The following is a 17,224-nucleotide window of genomic DNA, read 5'->3' as shown; positions in this document are numbered from 1 at the left end:
CTCTTGATGAGTCGCTCGAATTCCCCTCCCGGTTCATTGCGTGGGCCTATGCTCGAGGGCGACGCCCCGACGAGAAGAGATTGAGTGACTAACGCCCCAACGCCTGAGAGCCGACGCCACGGTCCCGCCATCCCCCGCTGGATGTTGCCCTCAGTAAGGGTAGGCAGACGCGGCGATGTCATCACGATCGAGCAGCGCGTCCCCGCCCGCGTGGAAGGCATACACACGAGCAGCGGGCATGACTCCAGCAGCATCCACGACGAGTATCAGACTCCGATCTATGAAGCCGGACTGGGATCACCGACATCAGTACCACTCGTCAAGGAACGGCTGACCGTTCCAGCAAGCGCAGTGAGCGAGCAGCAGGTTCGTCAAGCCGTAGACCATGCCATCGCCGCCTACGACCCGGGCACGGCGGCGCTGTCCGTTCAGCTCAGTGGGGGCGCGCTGCCGCGGCTGCTGCAGACCGTCGCCGCACTGGGCCTGGCGGGAGCCGGCCTGTACCTCGCCATCTCCTTCCACCGAAGCCCCTCCATCGCACCCCCGGGTGATCCCTTTACCGGCTTGCAGAAGGTCTTCGCAGTTCTGCCCGGCGTCTTCGTCCTCATGGCACTCACCATCGCGGTCACCTGCGCTCGCGCCGCTTGGGTCTTGCGCACTCCGAGGTTCGTGGCCGAGGAGCAGTGGGGGCTGTTGCGTCAGGTCCTGACCCAGCTGTCGGGGCAGGAGCCCGGTTCGTCACGCCCCCTGGACATTGAGGCGGGCCTGCGGCGGGATCTCATTACTCACCCGAGCGGAGTATCTCTCACGCGAGGAGTCACCCGTGACGGGCGCATGGGTCCTCCATGGCCGGACGCCTACGACGTCGCCAAGCGCGTCAGGCAGGGCCGGCGCGCCCTCGTCGTCATGACCGTCTTCGCCTCAGTCTTCCTGCTCGTGGGGGTCTTGATCTTCCTGCTGTTCATCGCCGCCGGGCAGCTCACACTCATTCCCCTGCTCGGCGGCATCAGCGTATTCGGCGCGATCCTCTCCCACATCTCCCAGCGTTGCGACCGCCTCCTTGTCTCCTATCCCAGCACGATGCCCGGAGAGGAAGAGCCGCGAGAGCTCGGCTGGGAGGATGTCGACACCGCCTCCTTACCCGCATGGTGCGATGCGCGCCGGCGCGAACGCCACTGGAACCTTGCTGCGATCGTGTTCCTGATTGAGTTCGTCGTGGCTGTTCTCGCCATATTCGCCTCTGTGATGCTGAATCAGACTGCGTTCTCGACCAGCTCCTCCTCGCATGAGGCTCACACCCACGCCCTGATATGGAACTCGGTCCTTGTCCTGGTCATCATCACTACGGCACTCGCCACCGTTGTGATCGGCAGACACTGGATACAGCAGAAGGACAACGAGCTGCGCCATCAAGCAGGACTGATCTGAGTTCTGCCCCCACCCCACGGAGACACATCCACATGAGTATGCCCAGCCCCGCGCCTGCAAGTCGTCGCTACGGTCCAGCGATTGCACGCTGGAAGCTCCCCGCGGTGCGAGTACGCCAGGAAGGCGGCGTCATCGCAGTCGAGCAGAGGGTTCCGGCCCGCGTCAGCAACATCTCGGTCAGCACCACGTCCAACGACAGTGGGCACGTTCGGACCGTGCGCACGTACTACTTCGAGTCCGGGCTCGGCTCCGACTCCAGGCTCCCCCTGGTTCGTGAACGGCTCACGGTGCCGGCTTCGATTGCTGGCCGAGAGCAGGTCGAGCAGGCGGTCAAGGCCGCCGTCTCCTCCTATGATCTGGGCACCGCGGCACCCGGTAAGCAGTGGGGACCGGGAATGGGGAGCAGATTGGCTATGGTCGGATTCGGAGCCTTCTTCTCCCTGCTGTCGTTCTCCTTTGTCATCATGACCATCCCCTTGATGAGGATGGAGGAGGAGACTCAGGGACGTTCCTTCGTATTCGACTCCCCTGTTCTGCTCCTGCCTGCTGGATTCACCATCCTGGGCGTTCTGATCATGGTCATTGGGCTCCGCAGCGCCTGGATCCTGCGCACACCGGACTTCGTCGCCGAGGAGCAGTGGCAGCTCCTGCGCTCAGTCCTCACCCGGATGACCGGACAGCAACCGGGATCGTCTCGCCCACTCGACGTTGAGGCGGGGCTACGCCCGGATCTCATCACTCGTCCTTCCAGCGAGACACGCAGACGGGGAGTCACGCTTGATGGCCGTATGGGGCCGGCCTGGCCCGACGCCTACAGCGTCACCAAGACCGTCAGAAGAGGCAGACTCAAGGTCCTCCTCACCTCCTCCCTCATCATCGTCATTCTCGGCTTTTTCTACGTCTTCAGCGGAGGCGGGGCAGGCCTCAACACCGGTCGTGTCATCTCCGTCATTCTGGTCGGTACAGGAATGGTTGGATTAGCCCTGATGCCGTCATTACAGGCCTGCGACCGGCTCCTGGCCACCTACCCGACCCAGGTCCCCGGAGAGGACGCTCCTCGCCGCATAGGCCTCAGAGACGTCGATATTGACAATCTTCCCGGATGGTGCGCCTCGCGCCTCCGACAGGACTACTGGAACGCGGCAGCCAGCGGCTTCTGGGTCCTGTGCGCAGCCGGAGGCGTTCTGCTCTTCATCGAACGCAGTTCAGAGCACTCAACGGATGCTTCGGACGCTTCAGCCGTCTCAGCACTGTTCCTGAGCGTTCCTGTGTACATCGGACTCACCATGCTTGCCGTGGCGACGACCGTGGTGGTCAGTGTCGTATGGGCGCGCAACCGGGACGCCGGACGACGACGCCTCGTGGGACTGGCCTGACTCGCGTCAGTCCCGTCCCCTAGCTCCCGGCAGGCCTGCGGCGCAGGACCGGCCAGAAGGTGACCATGATGAGACCTCCCAGCAAGCCGTAGGCCAGAGCCACCCACAGTCCGTGGTTGTCAGCGAGCCGGCCGACAACCGGCGGCGCCAGGAGGACCGCCAGACGGGCCAGCCAGGACACGATGGTCAGTCCCAGCCCGGGCGGAAGCCCCTCGACGTCGTCGGCAGCGGAGTAGGCCACGGGTACGGCGACAGCGCACCCCGCTCCGGATATCGCCATCCCGAGCAGCGTCCCGGGAACGGAGAAGAGCAGAAGGGCGACACTCATCCCGAGGGTGACCAGCGCTCCGCCCCAGGCGATCACGGCTCGCTGACCGACAGCGTCGATGATGCGGTCGCCCACCAGACGCCCCACGATCATCGTTCCTTGAAGGGCCACCAGCCCCAGCCCGACGCGACCGGGGCCAGCACCCTGCTCAGACAGGAGCAGCGACGACCAGTTCATGGCCACGTCCTCAGGGAACATCGAGGCGGCGCACAGCAGGCCGACGACGAAGAGCACGAGTATCGTGACCGGCCGAGCACGGCGGGGCGAGGTCGCCGACCTCACCCCGGGGGTGTCATCGAGCTCCTCAAGCCGTTCGGGGGCGCGATCAGCGCGGTCATGGCCGGGCAGAAACCAGCCTGCGAGCAGAGGACCTACCGAGATGACGAGCAGCGCTACCGCCGTCAGCACCATATGGGTTCCCAGCCCCACTCCGGCTCCGGCCATGGCCTGCCCCATGGCGGCTCCCAGGACCGCCCCCAACGACCACGAGGCATGGAAGCTCGTCACGATGGAGGCGCCCCACCGGCGCTGGACCCGCAACCCGTGAGCATTCTGCGCGACATCGACAATGGAGTCCGTCCCGCCGACAATCAGCAGACAGACAGCGAGGACGCCCCACGAAGGTGCCAGCCCCGCTCCGAGGAGAGCCAGAGCCACCACGAGCATGCCCAGGCTGGCGACCCTGGCTGAGGTCAGGCGAGAGATGAGCCACGACGCGGCCAACCCCGCCACGAGAGCGCCGACGCCGACTGCGGCCACAGCCTGCCCGAAGGCGCTCTTGCTCAGCCCCAGATGCACCACGATCTCCGGGAAACGCGGCACCAGGTTGGCGAACCCCAAGCCATTTGCCAGGAACACCAGACAGACCCCGGCGCGCGCACGTACCAGCTCAGGACTGCGCCGCGTACCTGAAGGGCTACTCAGTGGGGTAGCAGAGTGCATGGGAGCTCAGTCTACCGAGGTGGCTGTCCTGTGACTCGATATAGGGACTACTCCCCACCATGGTGGCGAAGAAGAGGATGACGTCTCCAGCCACCTCCCCTAGGCTGTCAGTTGTATGCCGTTCCAGGGCCAGGAGGCGCGTCTACTCGGACGCCTCCGACCGTACAAGCATTCACAGCCCCCTAACCCATCTCACTTGGAGGATTCATGTCCTACGGAAGCGGCCCCGCCCCCTACGGCGAGCAGCCGGCTTACGGTGGTCAAGCGCCCCAGCCGACCTATGGCAGCCAGGCGCCTTATGGCGCCCCTGCCCCCTACCCTGGCGATCCAGCGCCTTACGGCGCTCCCAACCAGTTCGGACAGTTCGGGCTTCCGCCGTTGACACCAGATATCGCCCCTCTGCCCGGCGCGAGCTTCGGTGAGGCCATCAAGCGTTTCTTCCAGCGCTACGCCCAGTTCCGCGGCTATGCCTCGCGTTCGGAGTTCTGGTGGTCCTATCTGTTCTTAGTCGGCAGCATCTTTATTTTGTATCTTGTGTTCGGCGTTAGCCTCGCAGCACTGATCGTTAACGATGCCTCCGAATCCTCAGCAGGATTAGTCTTAACTCTCGTCATGGGAATCATCGGCATTTTCGGGCTGGCGACGTTCGTCCCTCACATCGCTGTCATGGTGCGGCGGCTGCACGACACAGGACAGTCGGGCTTGTGGGCGCTCTTCATCATCGCTGGACTAGAGATCGTGCCGCTCATCATGTGCTGCTTCGATTCCCGCCCCGACCTCTACCGTCCCGAATGGAGCTGACCGAGGCCTCCTGACGGTAACGCGATGATCCCCGGAACCTTATGGTTCCGGGGATCATGTGTTGGTGGTGTCCGAGGGGGGACTTGAACCCCCACGCCCGTTTAATAAGGCACTAGCACCTCAAGCTAGCGCGTCTACCTATTCCGCCACTCGGACTTGTGTTGTCTCCGCTTTTCAGCGACTTCCCCGCGGCCTCGCCCCGGCGACGCAGAGAAACTTAGCATGACGGCCACCGAGGCCACCAAGCCACATCCAAGTGCTTCCCATCACACTCCGGTGCTCTCGACGCTCAAGGTCACCTGCATGGACCAGCTCGCCCCGGGGGCTATTGTCGGAGCGTGCTCTCGCACCGCTCCGCTCTCGACGCACACCATGGCAGGGAACTCGTCGTCGGCCATGTCCGGCAGTGGGGCGCTGTACGTGGACCAGGGGTTCCACACGATCGTCGAGGGCGCGTTGCGCTTGTCTATGCCGATGGTCCGCTGACGCCCAGGATCGGTCACGGTGATCGGTTCGGCGGAGTCGTAGATGCGGTCCACGGGTCCGGAGATCGTCACGTCACCGTCCTGGACGCGGAGAGCCTCCTGGGGACTGCGGGCCAGGTTGTCGCTGTAGGAGACGCCGGCGAGCCCGCCGATGCGGCTGGCGGTGACATCGTGGACTGAGAGATAGGTGTGGGTGGCGGCCTCCACCGTGCGGGGCTCGGTCCCCTCGTTGCGCAGGCTGAGTCCTAGACGCAGCGTCTCCCCGACCTCGACTTCGTAGAGCGCCGTCAGGCGGTCGCGACTGACACTCAGAAGAGCGCGGACACCACCGCTGTCGGTCGTGGTCACCGTCCGCAGCTGCCAGGGGGCGATGCGGGCCCATCCGTGCTTCGGCACGGCGTCACCGTTGATGCCGACGCCGAACTCCGGCAGGCACAGGGGAATTCCTCCACGAATGGCGGTGGCGCCGTCGAAGACCGCCTGCCGTGAGGTGAAGATGACCTCCGTGCCGCCACGCGGCACCCAGGAGGTCACGGTGGCTCCGTGGAGATAGATCTCCGCGGCTCCGGCCGGGGCGTCGATGAGAAGCCTCTGCTGTCCTCCCCGCCCTGGCCCTAACGCGGCGGTGCGGGGCAGACGCAGCTGGTTCGTCACGGCGGGGTGCGTCGGATTGCCGACATTCGGGGCGGTCATGGGGCCACGCTAGTAGGCTGGGCGTGTTTCGTCAGCCCGATATCCAGTGAAGGACTGATCGTTCACCCCATGGCAACCAACAGCTCTCCGTCGCAAGAGCCGGCGCAGGACGCGCCGGCCGAGGTTTCCGAGTGCTCCCAGAGCTCCGCCTCCCACCAGACGGCTCAGGGACCCGGTTCGGAGAAGAAGTCCACTCGAGAGATTCTCAGCAGCAGCGGCCTGCTGAGCCGGCTCAGGAATGCCCGCACGGCACTGGATCGGGGGATCGACTGGGCGGAGAGGCGCAGGCAGGCGGATCGTGACCACCAGCTGCACTGGGAGTCCGACTCAGACGAGGATGCTGCAGCAAGGCCGGCCGCTCCCCCGGTATCGACCACCCATGTGCGCGTGGCGCCCTCGGTCTCCTTCCCGGAGACGGTCACGACCCGCTCCTCGATCATGGACTCCTTACCCTCCTGGCTGGTGCGCGGCGGCATGGGGGCCTGGCTGGGGCTCGGCATCGTCATCGCCATCGGTCTTGTCGTCTACGCCACCTCACAGGTGATCCCGGTCTTCATCGGCCTGTTCATGGCGCTGGTGTTCACCTCGATCCTCCAACCGATGGTCAACCTCTTCGCCAGGATCATGCCCCGATATCCGGCAACCTTCCTGGCACTGCTCACCACCATCGGTGCGATTGCCGGACTGGTCACGTACGTGGTCACCTCGGTCACCAGTCAGTGGAGCTCCCTGGCATCCCAGTTCGGTGATGGCCTCAACACGATCATGGAGTTCCTGGAGAACGGACCGCTGCACCTGACACAGCAGCAGATCTATCACCAGTTCCAGCTCTGGTTGCGTCAGGGGCAGCACTATCTGCAGTCCAATGCCCCCTCCCTGGCCTCGGAGTTGCTCTCCAACGCGAGTGCGGTCGTCGATGTGCTCACAGTCCTGGCCCTGGCACTGTTCGTCACCATCTTCTTCCTCGCCTCCGGGGGCAGGATGTGGCGCTGGTTCCTCAACGAGCTGCCTGCCACGATGCGGGAGTCGACTCACCGGGCTGCGGGCGCCGGCTGGTACACCTTCGCCGGTTACGCCCGTGGCACCGTGCTGGTGGCGCTCACCGACGCCATCATGGCCGGGATCTTCCTACAGCTGGTGGGGATCCCGTTGGCGGCCCCCCTGGCGGTACTCGTATTCATCGGCGCCTTCATCCCGATCATCGGCGCCCCTCTGGCGATGATCGTGGCCATGGTGGTGGCCCTGGCCTCCGGCGGCTTCGTCACCATGATCGTTGTTGGCGTAGGGGTGGCGGGGATCGGTCAGATCGAGGGGCACATCCTCCAACCCCTCATCATGGGGCGTCAGGTTTCGCTGCACCCCGTGGTGGTGATCATCGGCGTCGCCCTGGGGACCTACGCCGCCGGTCTGCTCGGCGCGATCGTCGCGGTTCCGCTGATCAGCGTGCTCTGGTCCGTCTACTCCGAGCTGCACACCAAAGACGCCCCGGTCACGGGTGAGCTGCCCGCGTACTCCTCCCGCAAGGAGTGAGGGACTCCGCCGTCAGCACCAGTCCCGGCTGCCGGTTCCGGGAACACCGGGAAGGACCTGGAGACGCTCGGCCATGAGCGCGACGACTCCGTCGCCCTTCTCCACGGTGCCGCGCACGATGAGAGCGACGGCACGTCTACCGACACTGCGGTAGCGGCGCCACATGCCTGCTCGGCAGGAGACGTTGAGCAGACCCGTCTCGTCCTCCAGGTTGAGAAAGATCATGCCGGAAGCCGTGTGGGGGCGCTGCCGGTGGGTGACGACGCCGGCGACCCGCACCCGGCTCCCATGCTCCTGACCTGCGAGATCGGCTGCGCTCAGCACACCGTCGGCGGCTAGTGCGGGGCGCAGCAGCCTCAGGGGCGAGCCGTGCGTGGACACTCCGGTCAGGCTCAGGTCGGCGCCCTGGCGCTCGCGGTCTGTCATGGCCGGCAGGGTCGGGGCCCGGGCACCGACGGCGGTCCCCGGAAGCGTGGGCTGACACCACGCTCCTCGTCCCTGGTGGGAGGTACCGCGACGTCGACCATGCTCATCGGAGAGGACCCCGGCAGCCCACAGGGCCTGACGTCGCTCCGTCCCCAAGCTGTCCAGGGCTCCTGAGACGGCCAGTGCCTCGAGGCGGGAGCGGCTCAGACTCACACGCCGAGCAAGATCAGCCAGGTCACGGTAGGGGCCGTGGGCACGGCGCTCGGTGACGATGGCCTGCGCAGCCCGCTCCCCCAGGCCCTTGAGCGGGGCCAGGCCCAGACGCACCGCGAGGTCATCGTGGACGTCAAGGGCAGATGGGGCGGCGGGATGGGGTCTGAGCGGCCCCCACTGGTCTGATCGGTCTGCATCCTGGTGGTCTTCCCACTGCTCGACGGTGGCCTGCGCCAGCGAGCGGTTGATGTCTGCGGGCAGGACGCGCACACCGTGGCGAAGAGCGTCGGCGACGAGGGACTGCGGGGACCAGAAGCCCATGGGCTGAGCGGCCAGGACCCCGGCATAGAAGTCCTCGGGCTTGCGCACCTTGAGCCAGGCCGAGGCGTAGACCAGGTAGGCGAAGGAGAAGGCGTGGGACTCGGGGAAGCCGAACTCGGCGAACGACCTCAGCTTGCTGTAGATCTTCTCCGCGGTAGGCGAGTCGATGCCCCGGGACATCATCCCAGCTATGAGCTTGTCGCGGAGGGCGTCCATGCGCTCGATGGATCGTTTGGCCCCCATGGCCTGACGCAGGGTGTCGGCCTCGGCGGGGCTGAACCCCGCGGCGTCGACGGCGATCTGCATGAGCTGCTCCTGAAAGAGTGGCACTCCCAGTGTCTTGGTCAGGGCGGGTTTGAGGGAGTCATGCAGGTAGGTGACCTCCTCGCGCTTCAGCCGGCGACGGATGTAGGGGTTGACGGCGTCACCCTGGATGGGGCCGGGGCGGATGAGGGCGACCTCGACGACGATGTCGTAGAAGGTTCGGGGGCGGAATCGGGGCAGGGTGGCCATCTGGGCACGCGACTCGACCTGGAAGACCCCGACAGTGTCCGCGGCCGTGAGCAGCCGGTAGACGGCCGGGTCCTCCTCGGGCAGGGTGTGCAGTCCCCAGGGGCGGCCGGACTGGGAGGTGCGCAGCTCTCCTTCCGTCACGGCGTCGGGAACGACCTGTCTCCGCTCTGCCAGCGTGGTGAAGGCCAGACGCAGGGCGGTGAGCGCTCCCAGGCCCAGGAGGTCGAACTTGACCAGGCCGGCCTCGGCGCAGTCGTCCTTGTCCCACTGGAGGACCGAGCGGTTGTCCATGGCGGCCCATCGCACCGGGCAGACCTCAGTGACAGGGCGGCCGCACAGGACCATGCCTCCGGGGTGGACCCCCAGGTGGCGGGGCAGTCGCAGCAGCTTCTCCGCGATATCGAGGACCGGCTCAGGGACGTCGTCGCCCTGCCCGGTCAGCCCTCCGGGGCGCACCGAGGTCCACCGCTCCATCTGCTTGGCCCAGGCGTCCTGCACGCCGGCGGGGTGGCCGAGAGCTCGGGCAGCGTCACGAACTGCGGATCGGGGCCGGTAGGAGATGACGTTGGCGACCTGGGCGGCACGCTCTCTGCCGTATCGGGAGTAGACATGTTGGATGACCTCTTCTCGACGGCAGGCCTCGATGTCGAGGTCGATATCCGGGTAGCCGGCTCGCCCAGGGGACAGGAAGCGCTCGAAGAGCATCTGGTGCCTGACGGCGTCGACGGCTGTGATGCCCAGGGCGTAGCAGACTGCGGAGTTGGCCGCCGATCCTCTCCCCTGGCACAGGATGCCCGACTGTGCGCAGAACTCGACGATGGCGTGCACGATGAGGAAGTAGCCGGGGAATCCCAGGGACTCGATGACCTCGAGCTCGTGGTTGAGCACCGCCCAGGCCCGAGGGTGCTCCTGCGGGGTTCCGTAGCGGCGGGTAGCGCCTTGGAAGGTGAGCTCACGCAACCAGCTGGCAGGAGTATGTCCCTCCGGGACATCGGCATCGGGGAGGTCCGGAGCGATGAGGGACAGGTCGAAGGCGAGGTCCTCGGCGAGCTCGGCGGCCAGATCGACGGCGTCAGGACTGCGGCGGTGGAGCAGAGCCATGTCCTGGGCTCCCCGCAGCCAGCGGCCGATAGCGGGCAGATGACCGCGGGCGCCTTCCAGGTCGGTGACCAGGCGGGTTGAGGTGAGCACGTCGGCAAGGCGGGCGTCGGTGGGGCGGGCGCAGCGCACTGCACCGGTGGCCACGAGGGGAAGCCGGTGATCGTGAGCCAGCCGGGTCAGGGCATCAGTGAGGATGGCGTCAGTGGGGCCTCCATCCAGGGTGAGCTCAACGGCCAGGCCGAAAGCAGCATCCCCTTCAACCTGTGGGTGACCAATCGCCGTGGGGCCGGCCCCGGAGGGGCGGCCTCGGTCAGGAGCAGCGAAGAGCTCGGTCAGACGCCCCAGGCAGGCGTCTGCCGCCTTCAGGTCCCAGGTGCCGGGTCGACGAGGATCGCCCAGGGCCCGACGCAGGGGTCCGTTGGTGGTCCCGGTGAGAACGAGGCAGGTCCCCACCGCCCCCTCGGTCTGGCCAGTGGGGTCGGAGCGGAGAGCCGAGGCGAGTGCGGGCAGGTCATGGGCCGGTTCTCGGCGTTGCCCCACGTCCAGGTTGTGCTGAGAAATGGCGGATACCAGGCGACGGTAGCCGGTGGGGTTGCGAGCCAGGACAGGCAGGTGGGAGCCGTCGTCCAGGGTGAGCTCAGTGCCGTGAATGGTGGGCAGGCCGTGGGAACGACCCGCCTGGGCGTGCTTGACGATACCGGGGACGCCATCGTGATCAGTCAGGGCGAGGGCCTCCAGCCCGAGCTCGACAGCGGCCGAGGCCAGGTCATCGGGCTCATTGGCTCCGTCGAGGAAGGAGTAGGCGGAGTGGGTGTGAAGCTCGGCATAGCGGTGTCGACTGGTCATGTCTGTCCGTGGCACCTGATGGTTCAGAGAGGTGGGGTGTGGTCGATGTGAATCGCACGGGGTTTGATGGAGACAGTGATGGCAGGAAGGATCACTGCCTCCATCAAACCCTGTGCATTCACCGCCGTCGTTCCTCTGGACCAGCACCGGCAGCCAAAGATGCCGGCAGGCCCAGCACTCCCCTCTGTCGGGGTCGCAGATTCCGGCGTTGGACCTCCAGCAGGCGCACCCAGCATCCCGACCGCACCACCGGCCGGGTCGAGAGGAAGCGCACCACCATCGAACATATGTACAGTATATGTCCCGCCCCTCGCACCCGCACAGTGAAGCAGCCTTCACAACCACCGATGCGGCAACGAAGACCCGGGATATCGACTTTCTTGGCCGGAGATACACGAAGCCGGGGCGGGTCGGCCCTCACACCCGCACCCAGCACTCACACCCCGAACCAACCACCCTCTCGACGTCACACGACTCAGGCGAGATGAATGGTCACGGCACCCAAGACCGCCAGAATCCAGGAGGCGAAGGATCCGATGAGAAACTCCTCAGCCTTCTGCCCTGCCTTATCCTGACTGATCTCGGGAAATCGGATCACACCCTTGGCGGCGACAATTGCGGCGATGGCAGCGGGCGCCTCAACGGAGGCAAGCAGGAGAATGAGGATTCGCTCAAGCGGACCGATCCAACGACCGCCACGCATTGAGCTCCCCAACTCATCCTGCCTCCCGCTCTCCTGCGAGGGCTCGCAATCAGCAGCATCAGTTTTCCCATCCCCCTGTGTGGAGTGGCGAGCAACAGCAAGAATGTCGGCGACGACTCGATTGGCGGGCACAGCCAGGAGGACGACGATTCCGACGACGGCGCTCATCTTGGCAGCCCGAGACCCAAGCGGTTGAGACACAACGACACAGAGCGCCACGGCGAGAAGCAACAGACCCGCATGGACAAGACGGATAAGCGATTCCAGCCGATCCGTGCCATTCTCGGAGGCACCCCGCCCCACCCGCACCCGCTGACGGACTCTCAACATTTTCTCCCACTGGGCCTGTGAAACCAGGCCGCAGCACAACCATGCAGCGGCTACCAGGACGCTGACGACGACACTTCCTGCCCCGAGATGAAGAATGGGCCACCCGACCAGGACACCAAGAGCAAGGACTGCAGACACTCCCACCAGGAATCTCACCCCGGTGGTCCTCCGGGACAATCCCCCACTCACCCAGTCAGAACCTCCAACTACGGAAGCGACGGCACACAGAAGAACGAGGAGGGCCGTCATTCTCCTTCACCTCGCCCACTCAACCCGCCGAGAAGCTTTTGAACCTCCAGCAAGGAGGATCCAGCACTGCGAGCGAATTCAGAGACGGCTTGCTGACTCACCTTCTCCTGGCGGGCGATCTCAACCTGAGTCATCCCCATGAGGAGTCCGGCCATGATGCGGCGCTGACGGGGCTGAAAGCGGAAGAGCGTCTGGTCGCGCAGGATGAGGACGGAGTTGACGACCCCCTCACACTCACCCCACTCCCCTCCGGAGCCGCCGATCGCATCCGGGTGGCTGCGCAGCCAGGTGCGAATGAAGGACCTCCCCGCATCCTGGAGATGATGCGCCTTCTCGATGGCTTCGCGTGCGGCCCACCATGCCGAGCCGTCCTGGATCGGACGTCCTGGCGTACCGTCCGCGCCACTTCCCGCCGCGCTCTCAACCTCGGAGATCGCTCCGACGCCGATACCGAAGCGCAGGCCCAACCCTTCAGGCAGAAGGAGGTGCGTGCGCATGGTGAGAGCGAGAGCGTCGGCGAGGGTTGCCGAGACCGCCTGCAGCTCGTCACCGACCGTGGCGTACGGGCGCTGCGTCAGCGCCAGCCCTTCAGCGGCCTGCTCCAGAGTCTCGTGGATGATGCGCTGCGCACGCCTGCGATCAGGGAGCTCGCGCGAGCGGATGATGTCTGCGATGAGTGCGTAAGAGGCATTCACGGCTTCACGATAATGCTTGTAATACCCCGAATACAAGGAATATCTCGGAGCGAGGGATGTTTCCTGGCACCCTCTCCTCGATCAGCCTTGTACTCCCGCCAGCACAAGCACAGTCCCGGAGCCCGGATCACCGGCCGGGAAGCCTCCCGCCTGCGGCGAGGTAGCACTGACCGCACAGCGACTCGTATGTGATGTCCTCGGAGTCGATGGCCACCTGATCGCCATCGAAGACGAAGGACTCCCCCACCTTGCGGGCATTGAAGACGGCCTTGCGCCCGCAGCGGCATATGGTCTTGAGCTCCTCGAGGGAGTGGGCGATCTCCAGCAGCCTCCGCGACCCGGGAAAGCTGATTGTGCGGAAGTCAGTGCGGATCCCGTAGGCCAGGACGGGCACGTCGTCCATCAGTGCGATCTCCATGAGCTGGTCCACCTGAAGGGCCGTGAGGAACTGGGCCTCGTCGACGAGCACGCAGTCAAGAACCTCTCGCAAGGACATGGTCCTCCGCGGAGCGGCGCCCTCGTGGCAGACGGGCCGCACACCTGCCAGGGCCCGGCGGTGCACCAGGGCGCGTAGGTCGTCGTCGGTGTCGACGAGAAGGTCAACGCGGCGCGACACCCCGAGCCGGGAGACCACTGAGTCCTCACCCTTGGTATCGACCACCGCCTTGAGGAGCAGGACGCGCTGACCGCGTTCCTCGTAGTTGTAGGCGGTCTGGAGAAGCCCGGTGGACTTACCGGAGTTCATGGCGCCGTAGCGGAAGTAGAGCTTGGCCAAGCGGGTCCTCCTGAGCCGGGTCAGATCACTCGGGCCGGATGCTACCCGCCGAGCGCCCCGGGCGCGGACAGGACGTGACGACGCCGCTCAGCCGCTCCATGGCGCACGCATAGCCTCATCCAGACCAGCCCGGATAACCTCCCCCTCATGCTCTCACTCGACCACCTGCCTCACACTTGGCGCACCAGGCAGGCCGGTGCACTGGCCGCGACCGCCGTCATCACACTGTCACTGTTCTCCTGGCTGGCCCTGACCACGAGCTCCGGGACGGGTCTGGCGCCTCATGACCAGAGCGTCACCACCTGGGCCGTGGATGAGCGCCACCCGGCTCTGACCGTCATCATGCAGGTGTTCACCGCCCTGGGATCCACCGTGGGACTGACGATACTGACCGCGATCTGCGCCGCTCTCCTCTTCATGCGGGACCACCGCGTGCGCGCACTGGTCCTGACCCTCACGATGGTCGGCTCCAGCCTGTTGACGGTAGCGCTCAAAGAGATTTTCAGGCGTACACGCCCCTCGACCGACACCCTTCTGGGCACCCCCGCCTCAACCACCTCCTTCCCCTCGGGGCACTCCTTCAACACGGCCGTCTTCGCCGGCATGCTGGCGGGGATGGTTCTGACATCAACTGCGGTGACCCTGTACCGGGCCTTGGCGATCATGGCGGCGGCGGGGGCGACCCTGCTGGTGGGAACCTCCCGCGTCTACCTGGGCTACCACTGGATGACCGACGTCCTGGCCGGCTGGTCCCTGGGGGTGGCCTGGCTGTGCCTGGTGACGCTGGCACTCCTGTGGCTGAAGGGACGACGGCGCCCGATCTCGATCCCTGCAGCCGGGCCATCCGATAGCTCCTCAGGAGTAGACGGCATCGAGCCACCACCGGCCTGATCGCACCAGCAGGCGGGGCGGCCCGACCTCAGTGACCACCTGGAGGTAGGCGCGACGCGAAGGCCCTCGAGAGGTCCACCAGCCCTCGTCGACCGGCCAGGGGCCGGCCCACAGGAGCACGGACTCCATCCGGGGCACGCTCTCAACAGCATCATCCTCAGCGTCATCCGCACCGTCGTCGACGCTGAGGAAGCCGGGGACACCGTCGAGCTGACCGTGGATGTCGACGCCGAGCTCTCTCCCCTGAATGTCGGTGAGGCACGCGGGAACCGGCCGGGGCAGGACGATAGAGGGCGAGGGCTCAGGCAGAGCCCCGCTCCAGGGCGCCGGTTCATCACCCGTGGAGTCACCTACGCCTCCGCTCTCACCCCAGGGAATCAGACGCACCCGTGAGCGCGGGTCTCGCCCGGGAATGACCTGGGGAACCTGGATGCTTCCGGCTCCGAGGAGGGACTCCACACGCTCGGCGGTGCGGCGGGCGCGTGCCTGGCCCTGGTGACCCGGCGCTTGCCACAGTCCCGTCTGGGAGGTCGTGGCCGGGCTCAGCTCGAGGGCCGTCAGGCTCAGGTGGGTCAGTCCGGAGGAGGGTGGGCGCCCGGAGCGTCCGGAGAGCCACCCCTCGAGCTGCCAGCGCACGCGCTCGGTGAGCTCGGTGGGGGTGGGAATGGCCTCCAGCATCCAGCTTCGGGCCAGGTCGGTGCCGTCCTCGCAGCGGGCGGCAACGCAGAGGCGTCCGACGGCGAGCCCTGCGGACAGGAGGCGGGCCGCCAGGTTCTCGGCGAGGTGGCGGGCGGCGAAGGCCGCGGTGTCCGCGCGCTCGACGGGAGGGTCGAGCTCGGAGGTGACGGTGATGTCCTGAGCCGGCCGGGGCATGGCGGGGGCCTCGTGGTGGGTGCCGGCGGCCAGCTGGTGGAGCCTGCTCCCCAGGGGGCCGAAGCGAGCGGTGACGTCTTTTCTGGGCAGGGCCGCCAGGTCCGCCAGGGTGCGCAGGCCGAGTCGGGTGAAGGTCTCCAGCAGGGGGCGGGCGTCGCGTCGTAGGCGGCTGAGGGGCAGGCAGGTCAGGAGTGCGTCCAGGGGCCAGGGGGCGAGGAACTCCGGGGTCCGTCCTGGTTCGACGATGATGCCTTGGCGGGCGGCCAGGACGGCTCCGGACAGGGAGTCGGCGATGCCGATCTGACACTCGACGTCGGCCTCCTGGGTGACGGTCTCCACGAGGGCCGAGGCGAGGGGCTCTTCTCCGCCGATCCAGGCGGCGGGTCCTCTGGCGCTGGACAGGGCCAGCCCGGGGCGGGCCACCGTGGGGTCTGCCAGGAGGGAGCCGAGGGCCTCCATGACGGTTTCGAAGGCGCGGCTCTGGCGTTCCTCCTGGGGAGGGAGAACGGTGAGCTCAGGGCACAGGGACCGGGCAGTGCGCAGTCGCATGCCCGTGGTGATGCCGGCGCGGCGAGCCGGGGCGGAGGCGGCGAGGACTCCGCGAGCGCCGACGACGGCGACGGGCTCGGTGGCCGGGTCCGGCAGGTGAGGGGCTCCTTGGCGTGCACGGGCGTGTCGACGCTGTTGGCGGGTCTCCAGGGTGAGGGCGACGACGGGCCAGTCGGGGACCCAGATGGCCACGAGTCTGGAGGCGGGCGGGTCGGACGGCGGGGTCGGCTGTGGCGGGTTCATCCGGTCGCCTCCTGCGGATTGGGGGCCGAGTCGACGGCGTTGCGAGAACCTGTGCGCAGTCCTTCGGCGGACAGTGAGAGCGTGAGCTCTTCGGTAGCGGTGAGCCGTGGGCGCTGCGGGTCGGTCAGGGCCCAGGTGAGGCGTTGGAGGTATCCGGCTGGCATCTCGATGGCTCGCACCGGGGAGGGTGAGCCTCCTCGCCCGATGGGAATGACGACGCCGTCGGCGGAGGGCCTTCCGGGGGCCTCCACCGGGTCCTGAGCGGGAGGTGTGTTCCCGGTTCCGGTGTCGGGGGCCAGGGGGCCGGCCTGGAGGATGCGGGCGCCTTCCCAGCGGGCGGGGGTCAGGATGAGGCGGCCGCGCTCGCGCGCCCGGGCCAGCAGGCGTCTGCGGTGCTGGGGGCGCAGGCGTTCGGCGACGGGGGCGCCGATGAGGAGGACATCGACGCCGTCGAGCAGGGCGGCGGTGACCGTCGGGGTGGAGGCGTCATCGAGGAGGGAGGTTGGGACGGTGAGGACCCGGTTGAGGTCGAGGCCGACCTCGGTGGCCGCGCACCAGCCCAGCTCGTCTCCCCCGATGACGCCGCACCAGCCGGTAGCGCCCTGGCGCAGGGCGAGGGCGGCCAGGAGGACGGTGGTGGATCCTTGGAGGGTGAGGACACCGGAACCCTGCCAGGCAGAGGGCGCCGCGGGGAGGGCGCGCTGCACTGTCAGGGCTGCGCAGTCGCGTAGTCCGGTGCGTTCCTCGGCCAGTCTCAGGGCGAGGCGGGCCTGGTTGAGGCGGTTCTGGGTGTCCGATGGCGCGCGCGTGGTCGAGGCTCTCATGACACCCCTCCTTCTGTACATAGGTTCGATGCCTGTCGTTCAGGATAACGCTGCGCTGCGACATCAATCGGGGGCGCCGGCAACAAGGA

Annotated in this window: 13 protein-coding genes and 1 tRNA gene; 5 read left to right on the top strand and 9 right to left on the bottom strand. The window is 66.9% G+C overall.

Going from position 1 to position 17,224, the window contains the following annotated elements:
• Positions 1 to 351 precede the first annotated feature (351 nt).
• Positions 352 to 1,428: a hypothetical protein gene (locus FBF36_RS06160; protein WP_009395581.1), complete on the top strand. Its 1,077-nt coding sequence runs from the start codon at positions 352 to 354 to the stop codon at positions 1,426 to 1,428.
• A 32-nt stretch (positions 1,429 to 1,460) separates the two neighbouring features.
• Entirely contained in the window at positions 1,461 to 2,804 is a 1,344-nt protein-coding gene (locus FBF36_RS06155; protein ID WP_225792480.1) for a hypothetical protein, read from the top strand.
• A 19-nt stretch (positions 2,805 to 2,823) separates the two neighbouring features.
• Here the strand turns inward: FBF36_RS06155 and FBF36_RS06150 are convergent, their stop codons facing one another.
• Positions 2,824 to 4,074 carry an MFS transporter gene (locus FBF36_RS06150; RefSeq protein ID WP_034491940.1) on the bottom strand — a complete coding sequence of 417 codons (1,251 nt, stop codon included), beginning with the start codon at positions 4,072 to 4,074 and terminating at the stop codon, positions 2,824 to 2,826.
• A 207-nt stretch (positions 4,075 to 4,281) separates the two neighbouring features.
• Between FBF36_RS06150 and FBF36_RS06145 the strand changes: the two genes are divergently transcribed.
• Positions 4,282 to 4,875, top strand: a complete 594-nt coding sequence (locus tag FBF36_RS06145; protein ID WP_034491942.1) for a DUF805 domain-containing protein — start codon at positions 4,282 to 4,284, stop codon at positions 4,873 to 4,875.
• Positions 4,876 to 4,940: 65 nt separating this feature from the next.
• Here the strand turns inward: FBF36_RS06145 and FBF36_RS06140 are convergent.
• Positions 4,941 to 5,031: transfer RNA gene (locus tag FBF36_RS06140), tRNA-Leu, on the bottom strand.
• Between the two features lie 110 nt (positions 5,032 to 5,141).
• Complete coding sequence (locus FBF36_RS06135) at positions 5,142 to 6,053, bottom strand: D-hexose-6-phosphate mutarotase (RefSeq protein WP_138137292.1); 912 nt, start codon at positions 6,051 to 6,053, stop codon at positions 5,142 to 5,144.
• Positions 6,054 to 6,122: 69 nt separating this feature from the next.
• Here FBF36_RS06135 and FBF36_RS06130 point away from each other — a divergent pair, with 69 nt between their 5' ends.
• Entirely contained in the window at positions 6,123 to 7,583 is a 1,461-nt protein-coding gene (locus tag FBF36_RS06130) for an AI-2E family transporter (RefSeq protein ID WP_009395596.1), read from the top strand.
• A gap of 12 nt (positions 7,584 to 7,595) precedes the next feature.
• On the opposite strand, the gene FBF36_RS06125 is transcribed toward FBF36_RS06130, so the two are convergent.
• From FBF36_RS06125 to FBF36_RS06105, 4 genes are all read right to left on the bottom strand, one after another.
• Positions 7,596 to 11,003: an error-prone DNA polymerase gene (locus tag FBF36_RS06125; protein ID WP_050792653.1), complete on the bottom strand. Its 3,408-nt coding sequence runs from the start codon at positions 11,001 to 11,003 to the stop codon at positions 7,596 to 7,598.
• 475 nt (positions 11,004 to 11,478) lie between these two features.
• The gene (locus tag FBF36_RS13795; protein ID WP_412784064.1) at positions 11,479 to 11,874 is read right to left on the bottom strand and encodes a hypothetical protein; all 396 of its coding nucleotides are present in this window, start codon (positions 11,872 to 11,874) and stop codon (positions 11,479 to 11,481) included.
• 407 nt (positions 11,875 to 12,281) lie between these two features.
• Positions 12,282 to 12,980 (bottom strand): SatD family protein, encoded by a 699-nt coding sequence (locus FBF36_RS06110; RefSeq protein ID WP_138137289.1) that lies wholly within the window; start codon positions 12,978 to 12,980, stop codon positions 12,282 to 12,284.
• Between the two features lie 127 nt (positions 12,981 to 13,107).
• A complete protein-coding gene (locus FBF36_RS06105; RefSeq protein WP_009733960.1) occupies positions 13,108 to 13,755 on the bottom strand; it encodes a thymidine kinase in 648 nt (215 codons plus the stop codon).
• 147 nt (positions 13,756 to 13,902) lie between these two features.
• On the opposite strand from FBF36_RS06105, the gene FBF36_RS06100 reads away from it, so the two are divergent.
• Entirely contained in the window at positions 13,903 to 14,646 is a 744-nt protein-coding gene (locus FBF36_RS06100) for a phosphatase PAP2 family protein (protein WP_009733961.1), read from the top strand.
• Here the strand turns inward: FBF36_RS06100 and FBF36_RS06095 are convergent.
• Both FBF36_RS06095 and FBF36_RS06090 read right to left on the bottom strand, forming a co-directional pair.
• Positions 14,611 to 16,311, bottom strand: coding sequence for a DNA polymerase Y family protein (locus tag FBF36_RS06095; RefSeq protein ID WP_009733962.1), 1,701 nt, complete (start codon positions 16,309 to 16,311; stop codon positions 14,611 to 14,613). The genes FBF36_RS06100 and FBF36_RS06095 overlap by 36 nt on opposite strands.
• Positions 16,308 to 17,135: a hypothetical protein gene (locus FBF36_RS06090; protein ID WP_034491946.1), complete on the bottom strand. Its 828-nt coding sequence runs from the start codon at positions 17,133 to 17,135 to the stop codon at positions 16,308 to 16,310. Before FBF36_RS06090 ends, FBF36_RS06095 begins: the two co-directional genes overlap by 4 nt.
• Positions 17,136 to 17,224 lie beyond the last annotated feature (89 nt).

The organism is Actinomyces sp. oral taxon 171 str. F0337 (genome assembly GCF_005696555.1).
GTDB lineage: Bacteria > Actinomycetota > Actinomycetes > Actinomycetales > Actinomycetaceae > Actinomyces > Actinomyces oris_E.
The sequence above is the reverse complement of the archived record's forward strand: the minus strand, read 5'-3'. Positions and strand labels throughout refer to the sequence as shown.